This window comes from Rheinheimera sp. WS51 (assembly GCF_050936095.1).
Taxonomy (GTDB): Bacteria; Pseudomonadota; Gammaproteobacteria; order Enterobacterales; family Alteromonadaceae; genus Alishewanella.
Genome location: NZ_JBOTRC010000001.1, coordinates 186,659 through 211,316, shown reverse-complemented (window position 1 = coordinate 211,316; position 24,658 = coordinate 186,659). Strand labels below are relative to the sequence as shown.

Below are 24,658 nucleotides of genomic sequence, written 5' to 3'. Positions count from 1 at the left end.
CTTATACAGTTGCCAATTACTATAAAGGTGAGGGTCAAAACTGAAGACGTAACGGTATATTTCCATAAAAACTATCGGCTTAAATACTTGTAAGCATACAAATAAAGCAATACATAAAAATACATTTGAGACTTTGTGCAATTTCATTCCTTAAATAGTATCTGATATATCCATTGCCCAGATTTGGCTTCTAATTTAATTTTCTGGCCTAAATATTCCATTTGTCGGGGTTTTAATGCAATTGACCATGAGTAAGTTAATGCGTTTATCTCACTAAACATATCAACGAAAACAAGCCTATTGATCGTTGCAATTGCTTTTTGCGAATGCGCATTTGTAAAACTAATTTTAATACCTATGATCTCATCTTCATTGGTAATCGTATTCATTTCGCCATAAGGCATTCTAAAATTGAGATAGGCTAATTCAGGTAACCAATATTTAGCTCTATCGGATAATATATGCTCTTTTTTTGCGCCTTGAGCCTTAAGTAAATCTAGTAGGTGTTGTTGTTCACTCGACAAAGCTGCTAATTTATAATCATTTAACCCAGCTAAACATTCAGTAAGGCTCCATGCACACACAGTTAAATGATAGCGTGCTTGTGTAAAGTTTTTTAAAACATAACGATTATAAATAGCAAGGTTGTAGTGGATATCTAGATCATAAGGATTTAATTCATAGGAAGCTTGCCAAAGTTTTCCAGCTACTTGCTGATCATGTTTATTATCTTTATTGAGTACACCGTTGTAATAAAGAGAGCCTAAATTTAAATAAGCCAATGCAACGGTTTCTTTATCAACAATGTCTACTTGATCAACTGCCATTGTGCACTTGTTATAAATGTTCGCGGCATTGTCGTACTGCTGTTGTTTTTCGTAAAACACGCCTAAATTTACACAAGCCGATAAATTACCTAATTCAATAGCCTTTTCATACCAATTAATAGCTTGAGGTAGGTTACTTTCTGCTGTATTGGCTAATAAATTATATATATATCCTAGCTCTGCATCAGAATAACTCTCGGCATATCGCAATGCTTGGTTTAGCACCTTTTGACCTAAAGTAGCATAACCTTTTGTTAGCAACCAACTGCCTATATTGATTAAATTCTCTGATACCGTTTGCTCTGCAAAGGGTACGATTGTTATATCATCTTTATGTTCAGCAAGTAACGCTTGCAGCTGAGTACGCTCACTTTGTGATAAAAACGCTATCGAGAAAGTGTTGTCATTAGCGCAAAAAGTATAAGGCGAATATAACCACAGGCTACAAACAAAAAGCACAAGGCTAAATCTGTGCAATTGCCACTGACTAATTTTGAATAAAACAGCTAGTATCATATAGTCAAATTTCCTAAATAAGATACGGCACTAAAAATATAGCTAATGCTATTTATTTAATGTAACAACTTAAATAAGCAAATGTTAGAGTTCACACTCAACGAAAAAACAATGCACTAAAGGGGTTGAGTAAACGGCTGATCCCTGAGGTAAAGTGCAGTGGAGCGTCAAGCACAGCTAGAATAAGGCAGTCTTCATCATTCGTTTTGGGGGTATGACGATGACTGCCATCAAGTAAGATTAAATCACCATCGCTGTAACTGCCAAACTCATCACTAAAGCTGCCGTGCAAAACCAGTTGCAACTCAGTACCTTTGTGGGTGTGCTCAGGTATAGCGGTATGGCTGTCGAGATAAATTAGACTCATATTTTCTGTTGTTCCCAGCTCTATGCCCGCTTTCCATAGCTTGCCCGGCATTTTGCTCCAGGGTTTAATTCTATGTTGTTGTCTGGCCAGTACTGAGGGTAATTTAAAACGCCTGTTTTCTAGCAATAACTCTGGTGACTCTTTTGCTATAGGCTGTAACTGAGGTAGCGGCTCTGAGTCTATAATTGATTCAAGCATTTGTTGCATATTGATATGCGTTATTGGCGCTATTTGCGCTAACTCTTTGCTTGCTTGCTGATCTTCTAGTCTCGCAGCACAACCTTGACAGTGTGAGCAAAACTCAAGATGGGCTGTCACGACCAGTGCCGCAGCGGCTGATAAATCGCCGCAGATATAATTGTGCAACATAGCTTGTGTCGGATGAGAATGAATCATTTATCAATCAACTCTTTTAACTTAATCAGTGCCAAACGGGTGCGCGATTTTACCGTACCCAGCGGAATGCCTAATTCGTCAGATACTTGCTGCTGCGATTTTCCTTCAATATATAAAGGCTCGATAACCTTACGCTGCGCTTCAGGCAATAATTGACAATAGCGGCTGAGTTGCTGCAACAAAATATCATTTTCCAGCGTATCTGCAGATTCTGGCATTTCGCCTTGCTCGGTTAGTATGGGCCATAAATCGTCGGCACTAAGGTCGTTTTGTCGATGCCGATTACGCCGCAACACGTCATAACGGATATTACGGGCTATGGTGAAAATCCACATGTCTGGCTCACCTTTTTCTACGTTAAACAAACGCGCTTTGTGCCAAACATTTGTCATCGTCTCCTGCACTAAGTCAGCAGCCAGTTGCTCATTACCTAAGTGACGCAAACCATAGGATAATAAACGTGGAGCATAGTAATTAAACAAGATGCTAAAAGAGTGCCGGCAACGTTGATCGGCAATTTTAAGCAACATGTTAGCAAAGTCGCCTGATACAGGCGGTTGACTGGTATAGTTCACAGGGCGGCGTTGCACTTTTTCAAATACAGTATGCATCATAGTTTAATCGTCTTTGCTTCGTTCTGAAAGAGAAAACGGCTGTTAGTCCAGCAGTTGAAGGATAAACTGTTTCAGTGCCAACAGTTGTGGCTCTAACAGCAATTGCTGCTTTTTTTCTGGCTCTAACGGCAATATTTCTAGCCAACGCTGACAGATCCAGCTTTCATCCTGTAACTGTTTATCTGGGTACAACTGAGCCAGCTCGGGGTAGGTATCAAACACTTCAGATAAACGTTGTTTTAATATCAGGTCTTGCGTTTGCAATGGGCTATATTGCCAATTAGGCCGAAGTTGTACTTTACCGGTGCGCAAACCGTCGGCAGCGGTGGCTATCTGCAATATCTCGAACAGCTGAATACCTTCTACAGTAATGCCCAGCATATTGTTTTCAAGTTGCTCAAAATCAACAATTTTCACTAACGTACCCAGCGGTAAAATATGGGTATTATGCTGTTCATTGCCGTCAGGATTAAGCATGCAAATACCAAAATCTGCTTGTAACGAAAAAGCTTCTTTTACCATGCGGATATAACGCGGCTCAAAAATTCGCAGCTGTAAACGGCCTCCGGGCAACACGTGCACCGTTAGCGGAAAAAGAGCAAGCGTGATCGGTTCATCGGCTTTCATCACTTTGCTGTCCTGTTTTAAAGTAGTTTCTATGATTACGCAGCAAAATTAAATTTGGATCGCAATAATTGATCTAATTTAGAAAAGATTGCGTAATCCTAATAACGACACCTGATTAGACACGTATTTTCAGCCTAAAAATCTGTCGATATTAACCGAACATCTAGCAAGCATGGTCACAAAAAAATAGGCACAAAATAGGAATAAAGATGACGAATACTGAATTGCTAATGCAGCTAAAACAGTTTTACCAGCCAATGACGACAGACAAGCTGTCGATGTTACCGCAGTTGTACGCTGACAATGTTAGCTTTGCTGATCCTATTCAAAAGGTGCAAGGTATTAGCAAACTACAGCGATACTTTAGCCATACGTTAGAAAACGTAAAATATTGCCATTTTGTGTTTCAGCATGAACTAATAAGTGGCCAGCAAATTTATCTTAATTGGCACATGCAGTTTGCCCATCCTAAGCTAAATAATGGCCAAGAGGTAACTGTACCCGGTGTTAGCTACTTGGTACTGCAACAAGATGGAAAAATTCAACACCATACCGACTACTACGATATGGGAGCTATGCTATATGAACATATACCCCTACTCGGTTGGGTAACCCATAAAGTAAAACAAAGGCTAACACTGGCATGAATATTCTTATCACCGGCGCGACCTCGGGTATTGGCCAGCAATTAGTAACAGATTATGCCGTTGCCGGACATCAAATTTGGGCCTGTGGCCGCAATCAACAACAGCTAGATATTATGGCTAGCAACAATGTTACAACACTTTGCTTTGATGTAAGCAATGCGGCGCAGTGCCGTGAGCTTTTAACCGGTTTGCCTGTGTTAGATCTGGTGATATTAAGCGCTGGTGTGTGTGAATACATCGACGATGCTCAACAGTTTGACCTTGAGCTAGTGCAACGTGTATTTGCAGTTAACTTTTTTGGCATGCTCAATTGCGCCCAGCCCTTGCTACCGCAGATGCAAGCTGGTAGCAAGCTAGTGTTTATAGATAGCATGAGTCGTTTATTACCCTTTAGCCGAGCCCAAGCCTATGGCGCCAGCAAAGCCGCAATACACTATTTTGCCTCTTCACTAGCAACCGATTTAACGCCGCGTGGTATTAATGTTGTTACTGTTTCACCTGGGTTTGTTAAAACGCCTATGACCGACGCCAACGATTTTGCTATGCCAACGCGTATCAGCGTGGCCGAGGCATCACAAGCAATACAAAAACAATTGGCTGTTGGCAAACAAAGCATCTATTTCCCGCGACTGTTTGGTTGGCTATTACGTTTGTTACACCTGCTGCCTGACGCTATACAGCGCCGTATTGCTGATAAATTAAAAAACTAAACGGAGTAAGATTTTCAATGAAAATTGCAGTAATAGGTAGTGGTATCGCCGGGTTAACCAGCGCATATCTGTTAAGCCGCGAGCATCAAGTAGATGTATTTGAAGCCAACAATTATATCGGTGGCCATACCGCAACCGTTAACGTAGATGACTTAGCTATCGACACAGGCTTTATCGTCTTTAACGATCGTAACTATCCAAGATTTCGGCATTTAATGCGTGAAATAGGTGTAACTTGGCAAGATACTGAAATGAGTTTTAGTGTGCAAAATCCCGACACTGGCTTGGAATATAATGGCCGTAATCTTGCTACACTGTTTGCGCAAAAACGTAACCTGCTGCGCCCGTCTTTTTATCGTTTGCTTAATGATATTGTACGATTTAATAAACTAGCCAAAGCTGAGCTAGTTAAAAAAGACACTGCACTTGATAATAAAACGCTAGCGCAATTTGTTGCTCAAACGGGTGTTGGCAGCTTGTTTATGGATAATTATCTATACCCCATGTGCGCCGCAATTTGGAGTGTCAGCCTGAAAGACGCGGCTAATTTTCCGCTGGGCTTCTTTTTGCGTTTTTTTATGAACCACGGTCTATTAAACATTAATGATCGACCACAATGGGCTGTTATCAAAGGCGGTTCAAAACAGTATATTGGGCCATTAACGCAATCGTTCGCAGAGCGAATTCACCTTAACACCCCGGTTTTACAGGTAAAGCGCCATTTACAGGGCATAACCTTAACAACAAGCAAGGGTGAGCAACAATTTGATCAGGTTATTTTTGCCTGTCATAGCGATCAAGCATTGGCCATATTGTCAGACCCAACCGATGCTGAAAAAAATGTTCTTGGGGCGATTGGCTATCAAGCAAATGATGTGGTGTTACATACCGACATTTCATTACTACCTAAAAATAAAGCTGCCTGGGCCAGCTGGAACTACTTACTGCCGCTTGGCGAACAGAAGCAACACAAGCAAAGCTCTGTAACTTACAATATGAATATATTGCAGGGGTTAAATAGTAATAAAACCTACTGTGTCACACTAAATAACACTGATTTAATTAACCCTGAGCATATTTTGCGTCGTTTTACTTACTATCATCCGATGTATTCATTGCCGTCAATGGCTGCGCGTGCTCAGCGCCAGCAAATTTGTGGTCATAATAATAGCCATTTTGTTGGTGCCTACTGGTACAACGGTTTTCACGAAGATGGGGTGCGCAGTGCTTTTGATGTGGCGGCGCGTTTTAATTTAGCCCCCAAGGTACCGGAGGCAGACTAATGGACAGCGCACTGTATTTCGGTCAAGTACGCCACCGTCGTTTTACACCAAAAATACATCGTTTTGAATACAGTGTAATGCAATGGTGGATAGCGCTTGATGAGCTTGAGCAGCTTAATGGTTTAAGCCGGCTGTTCAGCACTGGCCCTAACCGCGCCATTCTACGCTTTAACAGCACTGATTATTTGCCTGGGAAATGGGCTAACGCCACCACATTGCAGCAAGCGGTACTGGATACCAGTAGTCAACTGAACGGAAAAACACTCAGTGGTAGGGTATTTTTTTTAGGCAATCTGCGTTGTTTTGGCCTGTTTTTCAGCCCTATCAATTGTTATTTCATTCAAAATTCAGCCGGTATTTTTAGCCATATGCTGGCAGAAGTTAGTAATACTCCTTGGAATGAACGCCATTACTATTTAGTTGATCTATCAGAACAAGCTGACACGTTAAAAGCTTTTTTTGTGTCACCGTTTAACCCTATGGATATGCACTACAAATGGCATATTCGAGCACCAGAACAACGCGCCTTGGTGCACATAGAGGCACATCGTGAACAATGTGTTTTTGACGCTACTATGGCACTTAAACGCCAACCACTGAACCAAAAAGCAATTTATCACGTATTAAAAACACATCCGCTGATGAGCCTGAAAATTGTTGCTGGTATTTACTGGCAAGCCATGAAGCTACTAATCAAAAAAGTGCCGCTATATAGTCGGAAACAATAAAGATTAATTAACAGGAATGCCACATTATGTCTGAACAAGAACGCGTAATTACCACGGTAGCTGATGCCGGTTTAACGGAAAAATGGAGCCGAAAACTGGCGTTAAAAGCACTTACCGCATTGCGTCACGGCTACTTAATCCTGACTGAGAATAGCCATATTGTTGGCGAGTATGGCGATAAAAACTCAGCGTTAAAAGCCCATATAGACGTCATTAATTTACGCATGTATCAGCGTTTTTTGTTTCAAGGTGATATTGGTGCTGGGGAGTCCTATGTTGATGGTGACTGGCACACCCCGGACTTGCTGGCCGTTATCCGTTTGTTTGCAGTGAACCTTACAGCAATGGATAAAATTGCTACCCGCTTTAGCTGGCTTAGTTGGCCTGTGCAGAAACTGGCATTTTTTGCTAAACGTAATTCAAAACATAAAGCGCGGCAAAATATTCTTAGTCATTACGATCTTGGCAATGAGTTATACACTCGGTTTCTTGACAGCCGTATGCAATACTCTAGCGCGGTTTACCCAACAGACGAAGCAACGCTAGAGCAAGCACAGCAACATAAGTTGGAGCGGCTATGCCAACTGCTAGACTTACAACCTAGTGATCATTTGCTAGAAATTGGCACCGGTTGGGGTGGACTCGCCATATATGCCGCTCAACACTATGGGTGTAAGGTTACAACAACGACAATTTCTCAAGCCCAGTATCAATATGCTAGTGATAAAGTTGCCAAACTAGGGCTAACAAAACAAATAACACTACTGACCGAAGATTACCGTGATTTACAAGGTCAGTACGACAAATTGGTTTCAATTGAAATGATTGAAGCGGTAGGTAAAAGCTGGTTGCCGGAATTTTTTTCTCGCTGCGGACAATTGTTAAAATCTAATGGTCGTATGGTGTTACAAGCAATTACCATTGCCGACCAACGTGTTGCCCGTTATGAGCGCGATGTTGACTTTATTCAGCAGGTCGTTTTCCCTGGAGGCTATTTACCCTCGGTTAGTCTAATGACGCAATTGCTTGCTAGCGAAACCGATATGGTATTACGTCAACTCGATGATATAGGGCTAGACTACGCCCGCACTTTAGCCGATTGGCGTCAGCGTTTTAACCGCCAGCGCCATGAACTGGAAATCTGGGGTTACGATGAACGTTTTTCGCGCTTTTGGAACTACTATTTGTGCTATTGCGAAGGTGGATTTCGTGAACGTAGCGTCAGTGCGGTGCAAATTCTTGCCACTAAGCCTGAGCAGAAACAGGCTCTGAAAAATGTTGCGCGCTGTTAATGCGTTTGCTTCATTTTGTGGTATTTAATGCGCTATGGTTTAGTGCTGTTTATGGCCGTGAGGATTGGCTTTGGCTAAGCAGCATTTTAACCTTATTGCTATTTGTGTCGGGTTGGCAACACCTATGGCCTCGTCGTTACGCCATGTTGGTATTAGCTGCTGCAGGCTTGCTAGCAGAGAGCCTGATGGTTAGCAGTAGCCAAATTAGCTTTAGCGGTAATCAACTGCTACCCAATTGGTTGATACTGCTATGGGCAGGTTTCGTTGCTATGGCTTTTGTATCATTAAGTAGCCTATTGCATCGCCGATACTGGCTAGCAGCAATCGCCGGTATCGTATTAGGTCCTGTTACCTATTTAACAGGTTTGAGCTTTGGTGCCGCCAGTACTAGCGTTAGCTACTGGCAACTAGCAGGGGGCTATGCGTTAGTCTGGATGATAATTATGCTGTTGTTTGTCCGGCTGCTAGATACAGTAGGTAATAGCAGGCAACAACATGAATAAAGTTAATATTATGTTATTAATGTGCTGCACTTTGCTGTTACCTTTTGTCAGCCAAGCAGAGGTTAAGCAATGCCAACCACAGCTAACATCCCAGCTGCAACTAGTGGGAAAAAGCCAACTAAAAGTATTATTTTTCCGAGTATACGACGCCATATTACACACAGATACCGGACGCTACCCTGACGCTGAAACCGTTGCACTAAACTTACACTATCTTCGTGATATTCAAGCAGAAGAGCTAATTGAGAATACAGCTAAACAATGGCAGAAGTTAGGTTATAGCGATACTGCGTTACAACAGCAATGGCTTAAGCAGTTAAAGCAGTTATGGCCCGACGTTAAAAAAGGTGACTGTTTACTGGCGTTCACACCTGATGGCAAGATTATTAACTTTTACAATAATACCGGTTTACTCGGTACGATAAACAGTGCCCAGTTTACTAAACAGTTTTTAGCTATCTGGTTAAGTGAGCATTCCAGCTACCCAAAAAACCGCAATGAGCTAATTGGAACAAAACCATGAAATTCTACTACACCCTACTCCTATTTTTAGTCGTCTTGCTAAATGGCTGTTCTGCCAGCATTACCGATTTTAAAGACAGTAGCCCAGAACTAAAACTAGAACAATTTTTTAACGGCCAACTACGAGCCCATGGCATGGTACAAGATCGCTCAGGTAAAATAACTGGCCGCTTCAGTGTAAATATGGTTGGCCGCTGGCAAGGCAACAGCGGTGTACTCGAAGAAGACTTTATATGGGATGACGGCCGTAAACAACAGCGTATCTGGTATCTGACTAAAACGGCTGATAATCGTTATACCGGTACTGCTAGCGATGTTATTGGCACTGCGGTAGGCACTACCGCCGGTAATGCTTTGAACTGGAAATACCAGCTTAGCGTGCCCACTGATTATGGTGAACTCGACATTAGCTTAGATGACTGGATGTATCTACTAGATAACAAACGCATGTTTAACCGTACTAAAATGACCTATTTTGGTTTTTATGTCGGTGAACTAACCTTGTATATAGAGCAAATACAGCCTGTTGACTAGCGTATTGGTCACGAAACACTGCGCTAATACATCAAGTATTTGAGCTTGCTATAGCATATATCTTTACACCTGCGAATGCTGGCGAATTAAATTATGATAAACATGATGAAGCCTATCTAATTCTTCTCTGGCTATGTTGGGGTTGCTAAGTAAGGCTTGTATGCTTTGATCTAGATTAAATAAGGTTTCGCGCATAGGGGCATCGGGGATAAGGCTTTGCATCCAAGTAATAGCTGCCACTCTTTTGCCTTGGCTAACAGGGCTTACTTGGTGCAAGCTGCTAGAGGGATAAAGCACGGCATCGCCGGCGTTAAGTTTTACTTTTTGCTGGCCAAAGTCGGTTTTAATAATAAGCTCACCACCTTGGTATTCATCTTGTTCTGATAAAAACAGGGTCATTGACATATCTGAGCGCATTACGTCGTTAGTATTAGGTATGCGCATAATGGCGGCATCGACATGAAACCCGTAATGTTCACCTTGGCTGTAACGATTAAAACAAGGTGGAAATATGCGATGAGGTAATGCTGCGGAAATTAGCTTAGGTGTAGCGCCAAGCTTAGCCAACAACTGATTCGTTAACGCTTTGATAGCGCTATTGCTGGCGTCGGCTTGACCGTTACTTTTAACTGAGGCGGCCATACCCATGGCTGTTTGCTTACCATCTTGCCAAGCCTGTTTATCTAGAATATCACGATAGGCTTGTACTTCTTGCTTTGATAGTAATTGTTCAATAACAACCATTTGTATGGCTCCTCAGTTAGGTAACAGTTAAGTTGCGGCTTAATTAAAACTCATAAGTTAAGGTAAATTTAGCTGAGCGCGCATCGCCTAAGTACATAAAGGCACCTGAGCGATAAGCGGCTGTCCAGTACTCAGTATCTGTAACATTACCTATGTTCAAACGCAGTGTAGTGCTGTCTGAAACACTATAATTTGCAAATAAGTTAACCACTTTGTAGCTAGGCACCACTATGCTGTAATAGCCATTCGTTGCATCATAAGACGCAGCAGAATCTGGCTGGCCACCATACATTTTACCTTTGTAGGTAAAGTCGCCACCAAAGGCAAAGTTTTCAGTTAACTGATAGCGTAATTGGGTATATAAACTATCACCAGCAAAGTTACTTAGCTCATAGCCAATAATGTCTTCATTTACAGAAGCTAGCACTTCTGATGACATCATAGCAGCACTAATTTGCATGCTAAGTTTGTCAGTTAAGTTACCATTTACGGCAAATTCAACCCCCTCCACTCGGTTTTTACCCGTGTTAAGTGTGCCTAAGGTTGAATAAGCATCGCCAACACTTTCCATAACATCGCGCTTGGTTAATTGAAACCACGCTAATGACACAAATAGCTTTTCATCTAATACAGACCATTTAGTGCCTATTTCAATGTTTTCTACTGTTTCTGGATCAGCCATAGCGGCTTGTTCAGGATCGCCACATAAACCACCATAACCACAGTTAGCGCCTAAGTCAGACTCACCACCGTTAATATTAGTTGCTGTTGAGTAGGTAACATAAATATTAGCGTCATCATGAATGCTGTACACTAGCCCTAAATGACCATTATAAAAGTCATCTTTGTAGCTATAATCTAACGCATTGCCGCGGCTAACAACATTGTTACTGTAATCGATAGTATCTTGGCGCAGGCCAAAGAATAACTGCCAATGATCGTTAATCTTTACCGTGTCCATCACATAAGCGGCTATAGTTTTGGCGGAAAATAATGAGTCAGAGTTGCCCTTGCTATATTCAGTACCCATAATGCTAGCCATGTTTGGATATAAGTTTCCGTTGCCATCTACCAAACAAAAGCCAGCACTGTCGCCACGCCAGCCTGACGTCACACAGTTAGGCGCTTTGTTATAGCTTAGATTATAAAAACCGTTGTTAACTTTTTCGTCGCTAAATTCAAGACCAAATAATAAGGTATGGTCTAAATTGCCAGTGCTTAGCTGCCAAAATAAATTAAACTGAGTAGCAAAATACTCTACATCTTGCCAGCCTTGGTGGTTACTTAGCTTGATAGTGGCGGCACCTGGTGCCATAGGATCAGAGTCAGCGCGAACAGATTTATTAGCGCCGGTTGCTACATAGCCGTTAGTCGTTTCGCCATAACGGGTGGCATTATAAAACTTAAGATTTTCGTTTATGTCGTATTCGGTTCTAAGGGTGTATGCAAAAATTTCTGAATCTAAAAAGTCATTATTTTGGGCATAGACGGGAATATTTTTTTCTGGTTTACGTGTCTCTTTATTAAAGTAACTACCTAAATCTGGCGTATCTTTAGCCTCTAGGTAATAAAAGTCAGCATAAACACGTAAATCATCAACATTATCGTACAAGCCAGATAGCAAGGCACCTTTTCTGCTGCGTTCAATATTATCTCTATTAGGCGCATCTTCAGCGGTACTTAATAAGTTAACTCGGGTGGCTATATTTTCAGCTATTGGCGTATTGTAATCGATGACCAAACGATGATGCTTATCTGTTCCTATGCTGGCATCTACGCGGCCAAAATCATAAGCGGTAGAGGCTTTTTTGGTAATGCTATTTACCGCCCCACCCGATGAGCCTCGGCCAGCAAAGGTTGAGCTTGGGCCTTTGGTTATTTCAATTTGGTCGGTAGCAAAGCTTTCCCGAGTTGTCATACCTGGGTCACGAATACCATCAACAAAAACATCTGAGCGAGCCTCATGACCGCGAATAATATAGCGATCACCAAAGGCATTACCATTTTCGCCTGTACCTAAGGTGACACCTGCCTGAGCTGCCAGCACTTCTTTTAAATCAGACTTACCTGACTCTTGGATTTGATCTTTAGTTAATACGGTAATGGTTTGCGGCGTGTCTACTAAATCGGCCACACGTCTAATATCGCCGGACTTTTTAACATTATAAATAGAGGTACGAATACCGTGCACTTCAATCAGCTCTATCGCCTCTTGCGAGCATTTAGTTTCTGCTTTATCACAAGTTATAGCCGCATCATCAGCAAAAGCGGTGCAGGCAGATAGAGCTAAAGTGGTTAAAAGCGTATGAGATCCTAAGGTTGAAATTATATTTTTGTTAGCAGACATAACGAAAACGCATCCTTTATTTTGTGTTTTGAGGGCGCGATTATAAACAGAGAAAATCAGCATGTAAACACAAATGATAATAGATCTCATTTGTAATCAAGTTTTAATTTCAGCTAAAGTAACTTAACTAAAATTAATAGCCAAGAATAAAAATGCGGGGAATTATTTTCTAACCTGCTGCTTTAAAAAGACTTACTAAACATACGAGGGTTATTTGTCACTAAAAACGGCACAATTACGACCATTTGCTTTAGTTCGTTATAATATAGCAGGCATTTCAAAATTACAGTTAAGCTAAAACTGTATAATAAATATTATTACTCTGATTTTGCTTGCTTTAAACGCGCAAGATAACGGTTCTGCTGCTCATCGGTTAAACATGGCTCTTTAAATTGTTTAATGTAAGCAGGCACCTTATCAATATAAGTGACGTTTTCTGGTATATCCGCTTCAAACTTTGCAAGTCGACTAAATGCAGCCACTGAGTGAACAATTTGCGTGGCATCACTGCCGGATAGCTGCAACAGGTGTTTTACCGCTTCTAAATTTTTATAGTTTTGGTGCAAAGGGTTCATTAATTGTTTGGTTCTACCAAAATACTGCCGGATCCAGTTAGCTTGAGCTTCACTGCCAGATATACGGCCCCGGTCTCCTTTTACTGTAATTACAAAAATACCAAAAGGGCTAAATACTAAATGGTCTATTACAACAGGCTCATCTTTTGCTGTTACTAATTTTAATTTTCTAAAGTGTTTGTAGTGTTTAGATAAACGCCAACGTAATAAGCGGTTTAACTTATATTCAGCAAATACACCTTTAAAGCCAGGTAAATTAAGCCCTAGCCAGTTAGTGAGTAAAAATATCGCTAATAAAAAAGCAACAATATGGGCTGACATCATGGGAATATCATTTAGCAGCTCTAGCACTAAATCTCGATCCATTATGTCAGACCTTACCTCAGTTGCTGAAGCTATCTCACGAACAGGAGCCTGTGCAATTGTATCTTCTGTAACAATAACTTCTGGGATAGCTACTTCAGGCTCTGAATTGCTAGCTTGTTTGCTTGTGGTTAAAACTGCATTTTTGGCTAGGTTTGCGTCTTCATTAGCTGCCACTTGCTCTTTAGTTATCTCTGTAATTGTCGCAACAACCTGTTCAGTTGGCTTAGATTTAGTAACAGGTTTTGCGGCTGTGCTTAGCTTAGCAATGTCAGTTGTGGCTTTATTTTCAGGCCCTTTAGTTGCTTCTGGCTTAGTCTCAACGTTGGCGGCTTTTTTAGTGTAAACCGGCATAAACGAAGTGGGATTTTTACAAAACTGTTCATATTCACGGGTTGCACCACGAAAATTGCTGCTTTGCTTTTGAGCACTAAAGCGATCAATTTGCTGTTGCAGCAGAATGCATGCGCCCTCAGAGTATTGCTCTTGACCATACACCAAAGGTGAAATGCAAAATAACAGCGAGACAATCAATAACAAACAACGCATAAATCACCCTTGATTAATTCAATCCTTATGCTAGCAGCAACAAAGTCAATAAACACCTATTAATGTATTTAAAATATACGATAATGTTAACTGTAGCCAAATGTTTCTTTTCTATAGCTTTATTTTAAAACCTATTTAACTAGCATGTCATAATGACTAACCGCTTATATTTAAGTTAAAACTATTTTCTGTCAATTGTATCGCATAGCTATTTATAAGCTTTGTTAACTCATGTATAACGGCGCAATGAAAATTCCAAAACGTATCCAGCCTCTTGTTGATGAAGGCTTGGTAGATGAAGTTATCCGCTCTTTAATGAGTGGTAAAGAAGCCTCTGTTTATATCGTCCGTTGTGGCGAGGATATTCGCTGCGCTAAGGTTTATAAAGATGCCGATAAACGCAGTTTTAAGCAAGCAGTGCTTTATCAAGAAGGCCGTAAGGTGCGAAGTACTCGCCGTGCTAGAGCAATGGAGAAAGGCTCTAAGTTTGGCCGCCAGCAACAAGAAGAAAGCTGGCAAAATGCAGAAGTAGATGCCTTATTCAAACTAGCTAAAGCCGGCGTGCGCGTGCCACAACCTTATGGTTGTTACGATGGCGTTTTGCTAATGGAATTAGTTTGTGATGACGAAGGTATGGTGGCGCCACGCTTAGCTGATATTGCCATGGATGCGGAACTCGCTTTAGCTGATCACGCCACTATGCTGCACTATATTGTCTTAATGCTATGCGAAGGGCTAGTTCATGGCGACTTATCTGAATTTAATGTCTTAGTTGATGATCAAGGCCCTGTCATAATCGACCTACCACAAGCCGTTGATGCTGCAGCTAACAATAATGCTAAGTGGATGTTCTGCCGTGATGTTAATAATATGCGAGACTATTACGGCTTGTATGCACCCGAGCTATTAACCACAAATTACGCCGAAGAGATTTGGGCTTTATATGAAGCTGGCGAGCTTACCCCTGAGGTTGAGCTAAGCGGTAACTTTATTGCCGATACTGACGCAGCCGATGTTGATTCAGTATTAGAGCAAATTAAAGCCGCCTTTGCCGAAGCCGAAGATCGCAAGGCGCGATTAGCAGACAACGACGAAGACTAACAGCGGTTAGTCTGATAACTATTTCACACTCGACCACTAGCTAAAATCATTACTAAGTCTTAATCTAAGGTTATGTAAACCCTGTTCTTTTTGTAAGGCATCTATGCATCCTTTTAAAGCCTTTTTGTTGCCACTTGCTATGCTCATTATGCTTGCCATTAGCTTTTGGTATAGCAGTGGCTGGCTACAATTATGTGCCGGTTTAGCTTTATTCTTATTTGGTATGCAATGCTTAGAAGAAGGTTTAAAACAATTAGCTGGCGGTAAGTTAGAACAAGTACTAGCTCGGAGCACAGCAACCCCAGTTAAAAGCTTTTTAGTGGGCATGGGCGGCACTATGGTGCTGCAATCGACAACCTTAATGTCGATATTAACTATCGCCTTTCTTAGCACAGGGTTAATTCAGTTTGTCAGTGCTATTTCTATATTACTGGGTATTAACCTTGGTGCGAGTGCCGGTATTTGGCTACTCGCTGCAGCGGGGCATAATTTTAGCCTTAGCCCCTTGGCTTTGCCCTTGTTAGTCTTTGGTGTGCTAGCTGGCTTTAATGGCCCGAAAAGTAAAGCAGCAGGCCGTATCGTGCTGGGCATTGCCTTTATTTTCTTAGGTATTGATCAAATTAAAGGCGGCTTTAGTGAATTTGGTAATAGCCTAGATTTAACCAAACAATTTGATCCTACTTTAGTGGGCCAGTTAGCCTTTATTTTTATTGGCTTAGCATTAACAGCTGTGCTGCAATCTAGCCATGCTACTTTAATGTTAGTATTAGCAGCCTTAGCCGGCGGTCAAATTGAGCTATGGCAGGCAATGGCTATTGCTATTGGTGGTAATGTCGGCACCAGTGTAACAACCGCTATTGTTGGCTGGTTAGGCGGCAACCGCAGTGGTCAGCGCTTAGTATTAATTCATGCCTTATTCAATATAGTTACCGCTGTAGTTACTTTTCTATTTTTAATGCCTTTATTGTGGTTTTCTCAACACAGTATGGCGCTGCTAGGCGCAGGCGATAACACCTTATTACAGCTGGCTTTATTCCATACTTTATTTAACCTTATCGGCGTTATTATATTTTGGCCTCTGCAAACTAAAATGGCCTATTGGTTATGCCGTTTATTGCCTGATGCAGTTGAGCCTGAAGTATTAATTTTAACACCAGAGCAACAGCCTGATCTTATTATCAAGCCAACAAAAGCGACACCTAACCAAGCCCGCTACCTGAACGATGCGGCACTCGCTTCGGCAGACACCGCAGCAAGTGCGGTAGTGCATGAACTACAACATTTAAGCCGTTTAAGTTTAGAGGTAATTTGTCATGCTTTATATCAACCCATAGAGCAATTAAACTCGCCAATTTTAGATGAAAAGCTGCTTAATACCCTACCTAATGATAACAACAGCTTAGATGCTAAAGACTTATACCAACAACATATAAAAGGTGTTTATTCAGACTTACTCGGTTTTATGAGCCGCTTAAACGTTGAGTTAGATGAAGAGCAACAAAAGTTCTGGATAACATGCCAGATGTTAGCATTGCAGTTAGTGGATGCCGTCAAAAATGCTAAACATCTACAAAAAAATCTATTTCGTTATCTGCGTGAAGACTCTATTTTCACCCGCAGTTTATACCTAGATTTGCGTCGACATATATTTTGGGTGCTACGTGAAACCTATTCATTAAATCGCAGCGAATTAACAGAAGAGCAATCATTGCTCGCGTTATCAGAAATTAACACCGAAACAGAGCGTTTCGTTAAAGAATTTAGACACCGTATTTTTAGTGCTATTCGAATGCAAAACTTAAATAACTTACAAGCTAGCTCACTGATGAACGATTTAAATTATAGCCACCGTATAGCGCAAAGTTTTAGCCATGTGTTGCAGGTAAGCTTAACTGATGAAAATAAATTACTGCGCGACATTCGCAATTTAGGCGGCGATAAAATACCGTTAGTCAGTTTATAAAAAAGGGGTCAGAGTGAATTAATTAAATCACTCTGACCCCTTTTAGTGGCTGTTTATTTAGTATTAATTTGAAGGGCCTTTGCCGATGTAGCGCTCTAGCCAGCCGTGGAATTCTTTGAACCAAAATACGGAGTTATTCGGTTTTAAGATCCAGTGGTTTTCATCTGGGAAATAAACTAAACGGGCATCTATGCCTTTACCTTTGTATACACCATAAGCTTCTAAGCCTTGTGTTACTGGCACTCGATAGTCTTTTTCACCGTGGATCACCAGCATGGGCGTAACGAATTTATCGGCATGCATAGCTGGGCTCCATTGCAGCATTTTATCTAAGCCGTCCCAAGGTGCGCCATTATATGAATGAACACGATGTGCTGTGCTGTCTGATGCAAATTGGCCCATTAGGTTATAAACACCAGCATGGTTTATTAAGGCTTTATAGCGATCAGTATGGCCGGCAATCCAGCTAACTAAATAACCACCATAACTACCACCAGCTGCGGCTAAGCGGTTTTCATCGATAAAGCCTTTTTCCAGCATAAAGTCGACTGCGGCTTGGCTATCAATAAAGGGTTTAGTTGGATGCTCACCATGAATAGAAACGGCAAAGTCTTGACCAAAACTGGTTGAACCATGGAAGTTAGGCATAATAGTCACATAGCCAGGCGCCGCGAATAATTGCGGGTTCCAACGGAAGCTAAAGTTATCGCCAAAGAAGCCATGTGGACCGCCGTGCAATAAGTTTAATAATGGCCACTTTTTGTTTTTATCAAAGTTGGGCGGATAAACAATATACATTTGAACCGCATTGCCATCAGCACCGGTAAATTCTGCTTCTTCTACCTTACCCCAAGCAATATTTTGCTGTAACTCTTGGTTAAAGCGAGTTAACGCTGTTAAGTTTTTACCATTGGTTTTTAGTTTAAAAATCTCAGGAAACTGGCTAATGCCATGCTGAACAAAAACTAACTGGTTGTTAGCGGCAACCCTAACACCACTATTGCTTTGATTACGCAGTACTTGTTTTACTTTACCGCCAGATGCCGACACTGAAAAAATAGATTGTTTAGCTCGATCACCTGCAACAAAATAGATGGTTTTACCATTTTGGCTAAACTGCCAGTCAGCTGGCGAATGGCTAAACTCTTTCGCTAATTCGGTTCTTTTACCGCTTTTAAGATCATGGCGAATTAACTTCACTCTATCGGCATAAAAGTCGGTTCTTTCTTGAGCGCCATAAATCAGAAACTTACCATCGGGGCTAAACACTGGGTTGGTATCCCGAGCTGGGTTATCGCTAGTTAAGTTAGTAAAGTCACCACTGCCATCCAGTTTTAACATTAATACATCACTGTTTAGCTGATTATAAGGCTTTTCACTAGTAATAGCACTTAAGGCTAAGCTTTTACTATCAGGGGCAATAGAATATTGCACACCACCACCGACTGAAAACCAAGGCTGCCAGCCTGGAGTTAATTCAGTTACATTGTTGCTGGCTAAATCTAGCTTAAATAAGCGCGGAAAATGATTATCGGTTAGCCAATGATCCCAATAACGGTAAACCCGATCTTCAGTTACCTTAGCGCTAACTTTATTGTTTTGCTTTAGTTCAGCTTCAAGGGTCTTAAAGTCTCCATTGAAGTCTGCTGGCACTTGAGCCATAAAAATAATGCTTTTGCCATCAGGCGTAAATTGCGGTGCCGATACCGATACAGGCAAGGTAGTAAGTTGCTTAGCTTCACCACCTTGTAATGGCAGCATAAATAGCTGACCTTTACTATTACCGCGGCGGGCAACAAAGGCCAATTGTTTGCCATCTGGGCTCCAGATTGGGCTAGATTCACTTTCTTTTAAATGCGTAAGTTGGCTAATAGCGCCGCTATTGATATCTAATAAATGTAAATCCGCATTACCTTTATCGGTTGCCATATCGTAGCGCGTTAACGAAAACACCGCTTGTTTACCATCTGGCGACACTACCGGCGTACTTGGCCGAGCAGCTTGCCATAAGTCTGCCGACGTTATTGGCTGCGGGCTAGCTAATAGTTGGCTGCTAGCAAACACTAGCGCACTCACTAATCCCTTATAAATAAAACCGTGACTTTTCATTTTAATACCTAAATAATAAAAAAACTTAACGTTAAACCATAGCATACAAGCATTTACAGCTAAGCTAAGCATGCGGTTGGCTGGCTAAAGCATGCGATTAACTTTGTAATTACGTTTTAATTTAATAGAGTAGCAGTAATCAACACTGAAACCGAAGCAACAAGGCTAACTTAAAAAACTTTACAATAATCACTAGACGACCGGTCTAATTCAGCTTAGTATTAGCCCATGACGAAAAAACATCACGACACCCGCCAGCATCTGTTAGACACTGGCCATCAAATAATAGCAGCACGGGGCTTTAGCTCGGTTGGGCTAGCGGCAATATTGCAACAGGCTGAAGTGCCTAAAGGCTCGTTTTATCATTACTTTAAGTCTAAAGAGCAATTTGGCCAAGCCCTATTAGAAGACTACTTTAGCCATTATTTAGCCCAACTTGATCAGCTTTTTAATCAAGCTGATTTAACCGGCCAGCAGCAATTAATGCAATATTGGTCAGAGTGGCAACGGCGCTATTGTGCCACTGACGGCACCAGTACCTGCTTAGTGGTTAAACTCAGTGCAGAAGTCGCCGATTTATCTGAGGCGATGCGCTTAACGCTTAAAACGGGTACAGATCACGTTATTAACCGTTTAACCGCTTGTATTGAAGCGGGCATTGCTGATGGCTCTTTGGCTGTAAGCCAAGCAGAATTTACTGCCACTAGCTTATATCAATTATGGTTAGGGGCAAGCTTACTCACTAAGCTACACCGTGATCAGCGCCACCTAGATTTAGCCATGCAAATGACACAACAACTACTGGTAAACTAAGTTTAACTAGGCTGTTTGCCCGCTTTAGTGCGGGCTTTTTTAGCTAAACCCACTAGTCGACTGGTCTAATTTTATAAAGAAGGTATGTTATGCAAGATTTTAGTTTTTATAACCCAACTCGAATTGAATTTGGCGCAGGTAAAATTGCCAAAATTAACCAGCTAGTGCCAGCCGATGCCAAAGTACTGGTATTACTTGGCGGTGAAAGTGCTAAGAAAAACGGTACCTTAGATGAGGTGCTTAGCGCTTTAGGTGAGCGCGAAACGCATCAGTTCTCAGGCATAGAGCCAAACCCTAGCTATGAAACCTTAATTCAGGCGGTAGAGCTAATAAAGCAGCATAATATTGATTTTTTATTGGCTGTAGGTGGTGGCTCGGTAATAGACGGTACTAAATTTGTCGCGGCTGCAGCCTTATACTCAGAAGATGCTTGGCAAATTCTGGTTACCGGCGGTAAACATATAAAACAAGCCCTGCCCTTTGCTACGGTATTAACGTTACCGGCAACAGGATCAGAGATGAACAGTGGCTCTGTTATTACGCGTAAATCATTACAAGCTAAGCTGCCTTTTGGTAGCCCATTATTATTTCCCCAGTTTTCAATTTTAGATCCGGTAAAAACCTACAGCTTACCGCAAAAGCAAATTGCTAATGGCGTAGTAGATGCTTTTGTTCATGTAATGGAGCAATACTTAACCTATGCCGCTGACGCGCCAGTACAAGATCGCTTTGCCGAAGGCTTATTGCAAACCTTAATTGAAATTGGCCCTAAAGCCTTAGCTGAACCAGAAAACTACCAAGTACGCGCCAGCTTAATGTGGACTGCAACATTAGCCTTAAATGGGTTAATTGGTGCTGGTGTGCCGCAAGATTGGGCTACTCACATGTTAGGCCATGAATTAACTGCCCAGCATGGCTTAGATCATGCTCAAACCTTAGCCATAGTGTTACCGGAAATGTTGCGCCAGCGCAAAGCCAGCAAAATGACTAAACTGGTTCAGTTTGCCCAGCGGGTTTGGCATATCGATAACGGTACTGATGATGAAAAAGCGGAAGCAGCCATTGAAAAAATGCGTGGCTTCTTTGAGTCTCTTGGCGTGGCAACCCGCTTAAGTGACTATCAGCTTGGCGCTGAACATATAGAGCCGCTGATCCATAGTTTAACTAAACATAATATGGTGGCCTTAGGTGAACATGGCGATGTCACACCTGATTTATGCCGTAGCATTTTACAAGCCAGCCTATAACTGCGCTGGCGAGTCAAGTAGCTGCTTACTCTGCAGCGACTTGACTAATTAGCCCATTTAAGTGCAGTGAACGTTTTTATAAGGGATAACAATGCCAAACCAAATAAATCAACAAAGCAATACTGTTAATCGTCAATTAACCTTAGCATCACGACCACAAGGTGTGCCCACTAGCGACAATTTCGCTCTTATCAGCGCTGAAATCCCAAGTATTAGTGATGGACAACTCTTATTACGCACGGTTTACCTTAGCCTAGATCCTTATATGCGTGGCCGTATGAGCGATGCCAAGTCTTATGCTGATCCTGTTGCTATTGACAGCCCTATGGTTGGCGGCACCGTTAGCCGAGTGCATGCAAGTAAGCATGCTGATTTTAAAGCCGGTGACTGGGTGCTTAGCTTTAACGGCTGGCAAGACTACGCTGTAAGTGATGGCGCTGGCTTAATTAAGCTCGATCCCAACCTAATGCCGCCTTCTTATGCCCTAGGCATTATGGGTATGCCAGGTTTTACTGCTTATATGGGCTTACTTGATATCGGTAAACCACAAGCGGGTGAAACTGTCGTTGTTGCCGCAGCGACAGGTGCAGTGGGTTCAGTAGTAGCACAAATAGCTAAGCTAAAAGGTTGTAAGGTAGTAGCCATAGCTGGTGGTGCAGAAAAATGTGCTTATGCTCTAGAAAAACTGGGTGTTGATGCCTGTATTGATCATAAAGCCGAAGATTTTGCCCAGCAATTAGCGGCGGCCTGTCCTCAAGGCATTGATGTTTATTACGAAAACGTGGGCGGCAAAGTGCTAGATGGCGTATTACCCTTATTAAACACTGGAGCGCGAATTCCAGTCTGCGGCTTAATTTCGCAATATAATGCGACTGAACTGCCAGCAGGGCCAGATCGTTTAGGCCAGTTAATGGGCGCCATTTTAGTTAAGCGCATGACAGTAAAAGGTTTTATTATTTTTGATGATTATGCTCATCGCTATAATGAATTTGCTCAAGATATGGTGCAATGGCTGCAGCAAGGTAAAATTCACTATAAAGAGCAAATTGTTGACGGCCTAGCCACTGCGCCTGACGCTTTTATTGGTTTATTAGAAGGTAAAAACTTCGGTAAACTAGTGATCCGCGTTGGCGAAGACAACCTAGCCTAACTAATTTAGCCAAGCTTCAAGGGGTCATAACACTTAAAACCCCTTGCAGCTAAACTGTTATTGATTATCACTACAAACCACTACTACGGCTAACCCGTTTTGTAATGGTTTGGGCTAAAATCTGGCTATCGCCACACAATAAAGTAAATTGCTTTTTGGCTCGGGTAATACCGGTATAAAGTAATTCCCTGCTTAATATTGGGCTATTATCGGGTGGCAACACTAAGCAGCAATGGCTAAATTCAGAGCCTTGCGACTTATGCACTGTCATGGCAAATACGGTTTCAATATCTGTTAACCGGCTGGGTAACACCCATTTTAAGCTGCCATCGGCTAATAGAAACACTACCCGTAGCTTGCCGCTGCTAGCATCAAGTAACGTAATACCAATGTCTCCATTCATTAAGCCTAAGCTATAGTTATTACGCTGCATCATAATAGGCCGACCGTTGTACCATTGCTGTGAACAATCCAGCAGGCCTTCGGCCATTAACCAGCGGCTTATTTGTTGGTTTAGCCCTTCAATCCCCCAATCCCCACTACGCAAGGCGCACAATAACTGAAATTGACTATAGGCAGCTAACACAGCTTTAGCCCAAGTGTTATTGCTGCTATCGCTGTCTCTAATGTCGCTGCTGGCAGTGTTAGCACTATAACTGCTTTGCTGTTGCACAAGCTGTAAATAGTGACGATACCCCGCTACAACAACAGGCTTTAAGCTTTCTAGCTTATTACCAGCTAATAATTGAATATCGGTATATTGATTAAATAAATTGCCGGCGCTGGTTTCACCGCGGTTCACGGCAAAGGCTAGCTGGCCTATTCCCGAGTTAGCATCAAACCGATGCGACTTTCTTAACATAACAGTGGCTTGATTAAGCACAGTGCCATTCCCCTGCCAAGGGCTTAAGTCTGTTGCGCTAAAGGGCGCCAATAAACTCAGGGTTTGCGGCAAGTAACCGCCTAATTCGGCACCGCGGCATAAATCGCCTAGTACAGAGCCGGCTTCCACTGAGGCTAGCTGATCTTTATCGCCGAGTAATATTAACCGAGCATGGCTAGGTAAGGCTTGCAACAAAGCCGCCATCATTTCTAAGTCAACCATAGAGGCTTCATCTATCACTAGCACATCTAGCGCTAACGGTTGCTCGGCATTGTGTTTAAATTGACGCCGATTGGGCATAGCACCTAATAAACGGTGTAGTGTTACCACTTCAGTTGGAATACCAGCTTGCATCTGTGCTGGTAGCTTGCTGATAGCACCACTGATTGACTCCGTTAAGCGCACCGCAGCTTTACCTGTAGGTGCAGCTAGCTTAATCGTTAAAGCACGCTGACTGCCAGCTTGTTCAGGCTCAGTTAGCTCTGTCGCACTGTGCTGAATTAAGGCCAATAGCTTAACCACTGTAGTTGTTTTACCGGTTCCCGGGCCGCCGGTAATAATGGCAAAATGACGCTGCAATGCCATAGCACAAGCTAACTTTTGCCAATCGGTCTCGCTGCTGCCATCTTGGCTAGGCTCGGCACTTGGAAATAACTGCTCTATACGCTGCTTAAGCACTGGGCTTAAACTTATTTGTTGCTGCACTCGCTGGCTAATTTGCTGCTTAACTATTTGCTCGGCTTGATATAAGCGATGTAAATACAAGCGGTTATCGGCTAACACTAAAGGAGATATTTCATCTTGCTTAAGCCAGTGGCTACTGGCCAATGCTTGCTCTATATCGCTTAGGCTGATTGCCGCTAAAATATGCGAAGGTCTATCAGAAAAGAATTGCGCATACTGGTTTTGTGGTGGCAAACTTAACAAGCTATCGGGATTGGTTATTAAGTCTTGCAATAAAATACAGCTATGGCCACGACCATATTGATGGCAAAGCAAAGCACATAGCAACCAAACCAGCGGTTGCGGCTCGGCAACAACTTGATTTAAGGTCAGCGGCAGCTGGGCATCGAGTGCTCGCAGCCAGCGTCGGTCTACCCAGCGTTGCAAAAGTTGCTGCATAGCGGCTAGATCTTGCACTGGCGCTGTTGCCGTTAAATTAGCCTGATTTGACATGAGTTCCCCGCCTTATTTTACACTGATGGCTTATTGTTATGCATGGCTATTAATTACTAACCTTCGCTGCCA

The 24,658-nt window shown here is 42.2% G+C and carries 22 protein-coding genes; 13 read left to right on the top strand and 9 right to left on the bottom strand.

The genetic code is table 11. The annotated features are described in order from the left end of the window. Positions 1–143: 143 nt before the first annotated feature. The 4 genes from ACRCA4_RS01025 to ACRCA4_RS01010 all read right to left on the bottom strand — a co-directional run bounded on the left by ACRCA4_RS01025 (position 144) and on the right by ACRCA4_RS01010 (position 3,347). The gene (locus tag ACRCA4_RS01025; protein ID WP_433182901.1) at positions 144–1,088 is read right to left on the bottom strand and encodes a hypothetical protein; all 945 of its coding nucleotides are present in this window, start codon (positions 1,086–1,088) and stop codon (positions 144–146) included. Positions 1,089–1,440: 352 nt separating this feature from the next. Continuing rightward, complete coding sequence (locus tag ACRCA4_RS01020; RefSeq protein WP_433182898.1) at positions 1,441–2,106, bottom strand: ChrR family anti-sigma-E factor; 666 nt, start codon at positions 2,104–2,106, stop codon at positions 1,441–1,443. Continuing rightward, entirely contained in the window at positions 2,103–2,720 is a 618-nt protein-coding gene (locus ACRCA4_RS01015; protein ID WP_433182895.1) for a sigma-70 family RNA polymerase sigma factor, read from the bottom strand. The genes ACRCA4_RS01020 and ACRCA4_RS01015 overlap by 4 nt, the downstream gene beginning before the upstream one ends. Positions 2,721–2,762: 42 nt before the next feature. Next, complete coding sequence (locus tag ACRCA4_RS01010; protein ID WP_433184382.1) at positions 2,763–3,347, bottom strand: LON peptidase substrate-binding domain-containing protein; 585 nt, start codon at positions 3,345–3,347, stop codon at positions 2,763–2,765. A 209-nt stretch (positions 3,348–3,556) separates the two neighbouring features. Between ACRCA4_RS01010 and ACRCA4_RS01005 the strand changes: the two genes are divergently transcribed. Genes ACRCA4_RS01005 through ACRCA4_RS00970 form a run of 8 tightly spaced genes read left to right on the top strand, consistent with a single transcriptional unit; the run spans position 3,557 to position 9,566 of the window. Continuing rightward, the gene (locus ACRCA4_RS01005) at positions 3,557–3,994 is read left to right on the top strand and encodes a nuclear transport factor 2 family protein (protein ID WP_433182892.1); all 438 of its coding nucleotides are present in this window, start codon (positions 3,557–3,559) and stop codon (positions 3,992–3,994) included. Continuing rightward, the gene (locus ACRCA4_RS01000) at positions 3,991–4,704 is read left to right on the top strand and encodes an SDR family NAD(P)-dependent oxidoreductase (protein ID WP_433182890.1); all 714 of its coding nucleotides are present in this window, start codon (positions 3,991–3,993) and stop codon (positions 4,702–4,704) included. Before ACRCA4_RS01005 ends, ACRCA4_RS01000 begins: the two co-directional genes overlap by 4 nt. A gap of 17 nt (positions 4,705–4,721) precedes the next feature. After that, positions 4,722–5,987: an NAD(P)/FAD-dependent oxidoreductase gene (locus ACRCA4_RS00995; RefSeq protein ID WP_433182887.1), complete on the top strand. Its 1,266-nt coding sequence runs from the start codon at positions 4,722–4,724 to the stop codon at positions 5,985–5,987. Further along, positions 5,987–6,715, top strand: coding sequence for a DUF1365 domain-containing protein (locus ACRCA4_RS00990; RefSeq protein ID WP_433182885.1), 729 nt, complete (start codon positions 5,987–5,989; stop codon positions 6,713–6,715). Before ACRCA4_RS00995 ends, ACRCA4_RS00990 begins: the two co-directional genes overlap by 1 nt. A gap of 26 nt (positions 6,716–6,741) precedes the next feature. Further along, a complete protein-coding gene (locus ACRCA4_RS00985) occupies positions 6,742–8,007 on the top strand; it encodes a class I SAM-dependent methyltransferase (RefSeq protein ID WP_433182882.1) in 1,266 nt (421 codons plus the stop codon). Continuing rightward, complete coding sequence (locus ACRCA4_RS00980; RefSeq protein ID WP_433182879.1) at positions 8,007–8,510, top strand: DUF2878 domain-containing protein; 504 nt, start codon at positions 8,007–8,009, stop codon at positions 8,508–8,510. Before ACRCA4_RS00985 ends, ACRCA4_RS00980 begins: the two co-directional genes overlap by 1 nt. Then, positions 8,503–9,033 carry a chalcone isomerase family protein gene (locus tag ACRCA4_RS00975; protein WP_433182876.1) on the top strand — a complete coding sequence of 177 codons (531 nt, stop codon included), beginning with the start codon at positions 8,503–8,505 and terminating at the stop codon, positions 9,031–9,033. The genes ACRCA4_RS00980 and ACRCA4_RS00975 overlap by 8 nt, the downstream gene beginning before the upstream one ends. Beyond that, the gene (locus tag ACRCA4_RS00970; protein WP_433182873.1) at positions 9,030–9,566 is read left to right on the top strand and encodes a DUF3833 domain-containing protein; all 537 of its coding nucleotides are present in this window, start codon (positions 9,030–9,032) and stop codon (positions 9,564–9,566) included. The genes ACRCA4_RS00975 and ACRCA4_RS00970 overlap by 4 nt, the downstream gene beginning before the upstream one ends. Before the next feature lie 63 nt (positions 9,567–9,629). Here ACRCA4_RS00970 and ACRCA4_RS00965 read toward each other — a convergent pair whose 3' ends face one another. The 3 genes from ACRCA4_RS00965 to ACRCA4_RS00955 all read right to left on the bottom strand — a co-directional run bounded on the left by ACRCA4_RS00965 (position 9,630) and on the right by ACRCA4_RS00955 (position 14,144). Further along, a complete protein-coding gene (locus ACRCA4_RS00965; RefSeq protein WP_433182870.1) occupies positions 9,630–10,310 on the bottom strand; it encodes a Fe2+-dependent dioxygenase in 681 nt (226 codons plus the stop codon). Between the two features lie 43 nt (positions 10,311–10,353). Beyond that, positions 10,354–12,657: a TonB-dependent receptor gene (locus ACRCA4_RS00960; protein ID WP_433182867.1), complete on the bottom strand. Its 2,304-nt coding sequence runs from the start codon at positions 12,655–12,657 to the stop codon at positions 10,354–10,356. A gap of 317 nt (positions 12,658–12,974) precedes the next feature. After that, positions 12,975–14,144 carry a nuclease-related domain-containing protein gene (locus tag ACRCA4_RS00955; protein ID WP_433182865.1) on the bottom strand — a complete coding sequence of 390 codons (1,170 nt, stop codon included), beginning with the start codon at positions 14,142–14,144 and terminating at the stop codon, positions 12,975–12,977. Between the two features lie 246 nt (positions 14,145–14,390). Here ACRCA4_RS00955 and ACRCA4_RS00950 point away from each other — a divergent pair, with 246 nt between their 5' ends. Next, positions 14,391–15,245, top strand: coding sequence for a PA4780 family RIO1-like protein kinase (locus ACRCA4_RS00950; RefSeq protein WP_433182862.1), 855 nt, complete (start codon positions 14,391–14,393; stop codon positions 15,243–15,245). 103 nt (positions 15,246–15,348) lie between these two features. After that, a complete protein-coding gene (locus ACRCA4_RS00945) occupies positions 15,349–17,208 on the top strand; it encodes a Na/Pi cotransporter family protein (RefSeq protein WP_433182859.1) in 1,860 nt (619 codons plus the stop codon). Between the two features lie 63 nt (positions 17,209–17,271). Here the strand turns inward: ACRCA4_RS00945 and ACRCA4_RS00940 are convergent, their stop codons facing one another. Then, a complete protein-coding gene (locus tag ACRCA4_RS00940) occupies positions 17,272–19,317 on the bottom strand; it encodes a prolyl oligopeptidase family serine peptidase (protein ID WP_433182856.1) in 2,046 nt (681 codons plus the stop codon). A gap of 228 nt (positions 19,318–19,545) precedes the next feature. Here ACRCA4_RS00940 and ACRCA4_RS00935 point away from each other — a divergent pair, with 228 nt between their 5' ends. From ACRCA4_RS00935 to ACRCA4_RS00925, 3 genes are all read left to right on the top strand, one after another. After that, positions 19,546–20,130 carry a TetR/AcrR family transcriptional regulator gene (locus ACRCA4_RS00935; protein ID WP_433182853.1) on the top strand — a complete coding sequence of 195 codons (585 nt, stop codon included), beginning with the start codon at positions 19,546–19,548 and terminating at the stop codon, positions 20,128–20,130. An 89-nt stretch (positions 20,131–20,219) separates the two neighbouring features. Then, entirely contained in the window at positions 20,220–21,377 is a 1,158-nt protein-coding gene (locus ACRCA4_RS00930) for an iron-containing alcohol dehydrogenase (protein ID WP_433182850.1), read from the top strand. 91 nt (positions 21,378–21,468) lie between these two features. Further along, a complete protein-coding gene (locus tag ACRCA4_RS00925) occupies positions 21,469–22,527 on the top strand; it encodes an NADP-dependent oxidoreductase (RefSeq protein ID WP_433182847.1) in 1,059 nt (352 codons plus the stop codon). A 70-nt stretch (positions 22,528–22,597) separates the two neighbouring features. Here ACRCA4_RS00925 and recD read toward each other — a convergent pair whose 3' ends face one another. Beyond that, positions 22,598–24,586: an exodeoxyribonuclease V subunit alpha gene (gene recD / locus ACRCA4_RS00920; RefSeq protein ID WP_433182844.1), complete on the bottom strand. Its 1,989-nt coding sequence runs from the start codon at positions 24,584–24,586 to the stop codon at positions 22,598–22,600. Positions 24,587–24,658: the final 72 nt, after the last annotated feature.

Excerpts from the sequence above, each read along its gene's own strand:
- ACRCA4_RS01020 (WP_433182898.1), bottom strand. The coding sequence starts at position 2,106 with ATGATTCATTCTCATCCGACACAAGCTATGTTGCACAATTATATCTGC.
- ACRCA4_RS01015 (WP_433182895.1), bottom strand. The coding sequence starts at position 2,720 with ATGATGCATACTGTATTTGAAAAAGTGCAACGCCGCCCTGTGAACTAT.
- ACRCA4_RS01010 (WP_433184382.1), bottom strand. The coding sequence starts at position 3,347 with ATGAAAGCCGATGAACCGATCACGCTTGCTCTTTTTCCGCTAACGGTG.
- ACRCA4_RS01005 (WP_433182892.1), top strand. The coding sequence starts at position 3,557 with ATGACGAATACTGAATTGCTAATGCAGCTAAAACAGTTTTACCAGCCA.
- ACRCA4_RS01000 (WP_433182890.1), top strand. The coding sequence starts at position 3,991 with ATGAATATTCTTATCACCGGCGCGACCTCGGGTATTGGCCAGCAATTA.
- ACRCA4_RS00995 (WP_433182887.1), top strand. The coding sequence starts at position 4,722 with ATGAAAATTGCAGTAATAGGTAGTGGTATCGCCGGGTTAACCAGCGCA.
- ACRCA4_RS00990 (WP_433182885.1), top strand. The coding sequence starts at position 5,987 with ATGGACAGCGCACTGTATTTCGGTCAAGTACGCCACCGTCGTTTTACA.
- ACRCA4_RS00985 (WP_433182882.1), top strand. The coding sequence starts at position 6,742 with ATGTCTGAACAAGAACGCGTAATTACCACGGTAGCTGATGCCGGTTTA.
- ACRCA4_RS00980 (WP_433182879.1), top strand. The coding sequence starts at position 8,007 with ATGCGTTTGCTTCATTTTGTGGTATTTAATGCGCTATGGTTTAGTGCT.
- ACRCA4_RS00975 (WP_433182876.1), top strand. The coding sequence starts at position 8,503 with ATGAATAAAGTTAATATTATGTTATTAATGTGCTGCACTTTGCTGTTA.
- ACRCA4_RS00970 (WP_433182873.1), top strand. The coding sequence starts at position 9,030 with ATGAAATTCTACTACACCCTACTCCTATTTTTAGTCGTCTTGCTAAAT.
- ACRCA4_RS00965 (WP_433182870.1), bottom strand. The coding sequence starts at position 10,310 with ATGGTTGTTATTGAACAATTACTATCAAAGCAAGAAGTACAAGCCTAT.
- ACRCA4_RS00960 (WP_433182867.1), bottom strand. The coding sequence starts at position 12,657 with ATGTCTGCTAACAAAAATATAATTTCAACCTTAGGATCTCATACGCTT.
- ACRCA4_RS00955 (WP_433182865.1), bottom strand. The coding sequence starts at position 14,144 with ATGCGTTGTTTGTTATTGATTGTCTCGCTGTTATTTTGCATTTCACCT.
- ACRCA4_RS00950 (WP_433182862.1), top strand. The coding sequence starts at position 14,391 with ATGAAAATTCCAAAACGTATCCAGCCTCTTGTTGATGAAGGCTTGGTA.
- ACRCA4_RS00945 (WP_433182859.1), top strand. The coding sequence starts at position 15,349 with ATGCATCCTTTTAAAGCCTTTTTGTTGCCACTTGCTATGCTCATTATG.
- ACRCA4_RS00940 (WP_433182856.1), bottom strand. The coding sequence starts at position 19,317 with ATGAAAAGTCACGGTTTTATTTATAAGGGATTAGTGAGTGCGCTAGTG.
- ACRCA4_RS00935 (WP_433182853.1), top strand. The coding sequence starts at position 19,546 with ATGACGAAAAAACATCACGACACCCGCCAGCATCTGTTAGACACTGGC.
- ACRCA4_RS00930 (WP_433182850.1), top strand. The coding sequence starts at position 20,220 with ATGCAAGATTTTAGTTTTTATAACCCAACTCGAATTGAATTTGGCGCA.
- ACRCA4_RS00925 (WP_433182847.1), top strand. The coding sequence starts at position 21,469 with ATGCCAAACCAAATAAATCAACAAAGCAATACTGTTAATCGTCAATTA.
- recD (WP_433182844.1), bottom strand. The coding sequence starts at position 24,586 with ATGTCAAATCAGGCTAATTTAACGGCAACAGCGCCAGTGCAAGATCTA.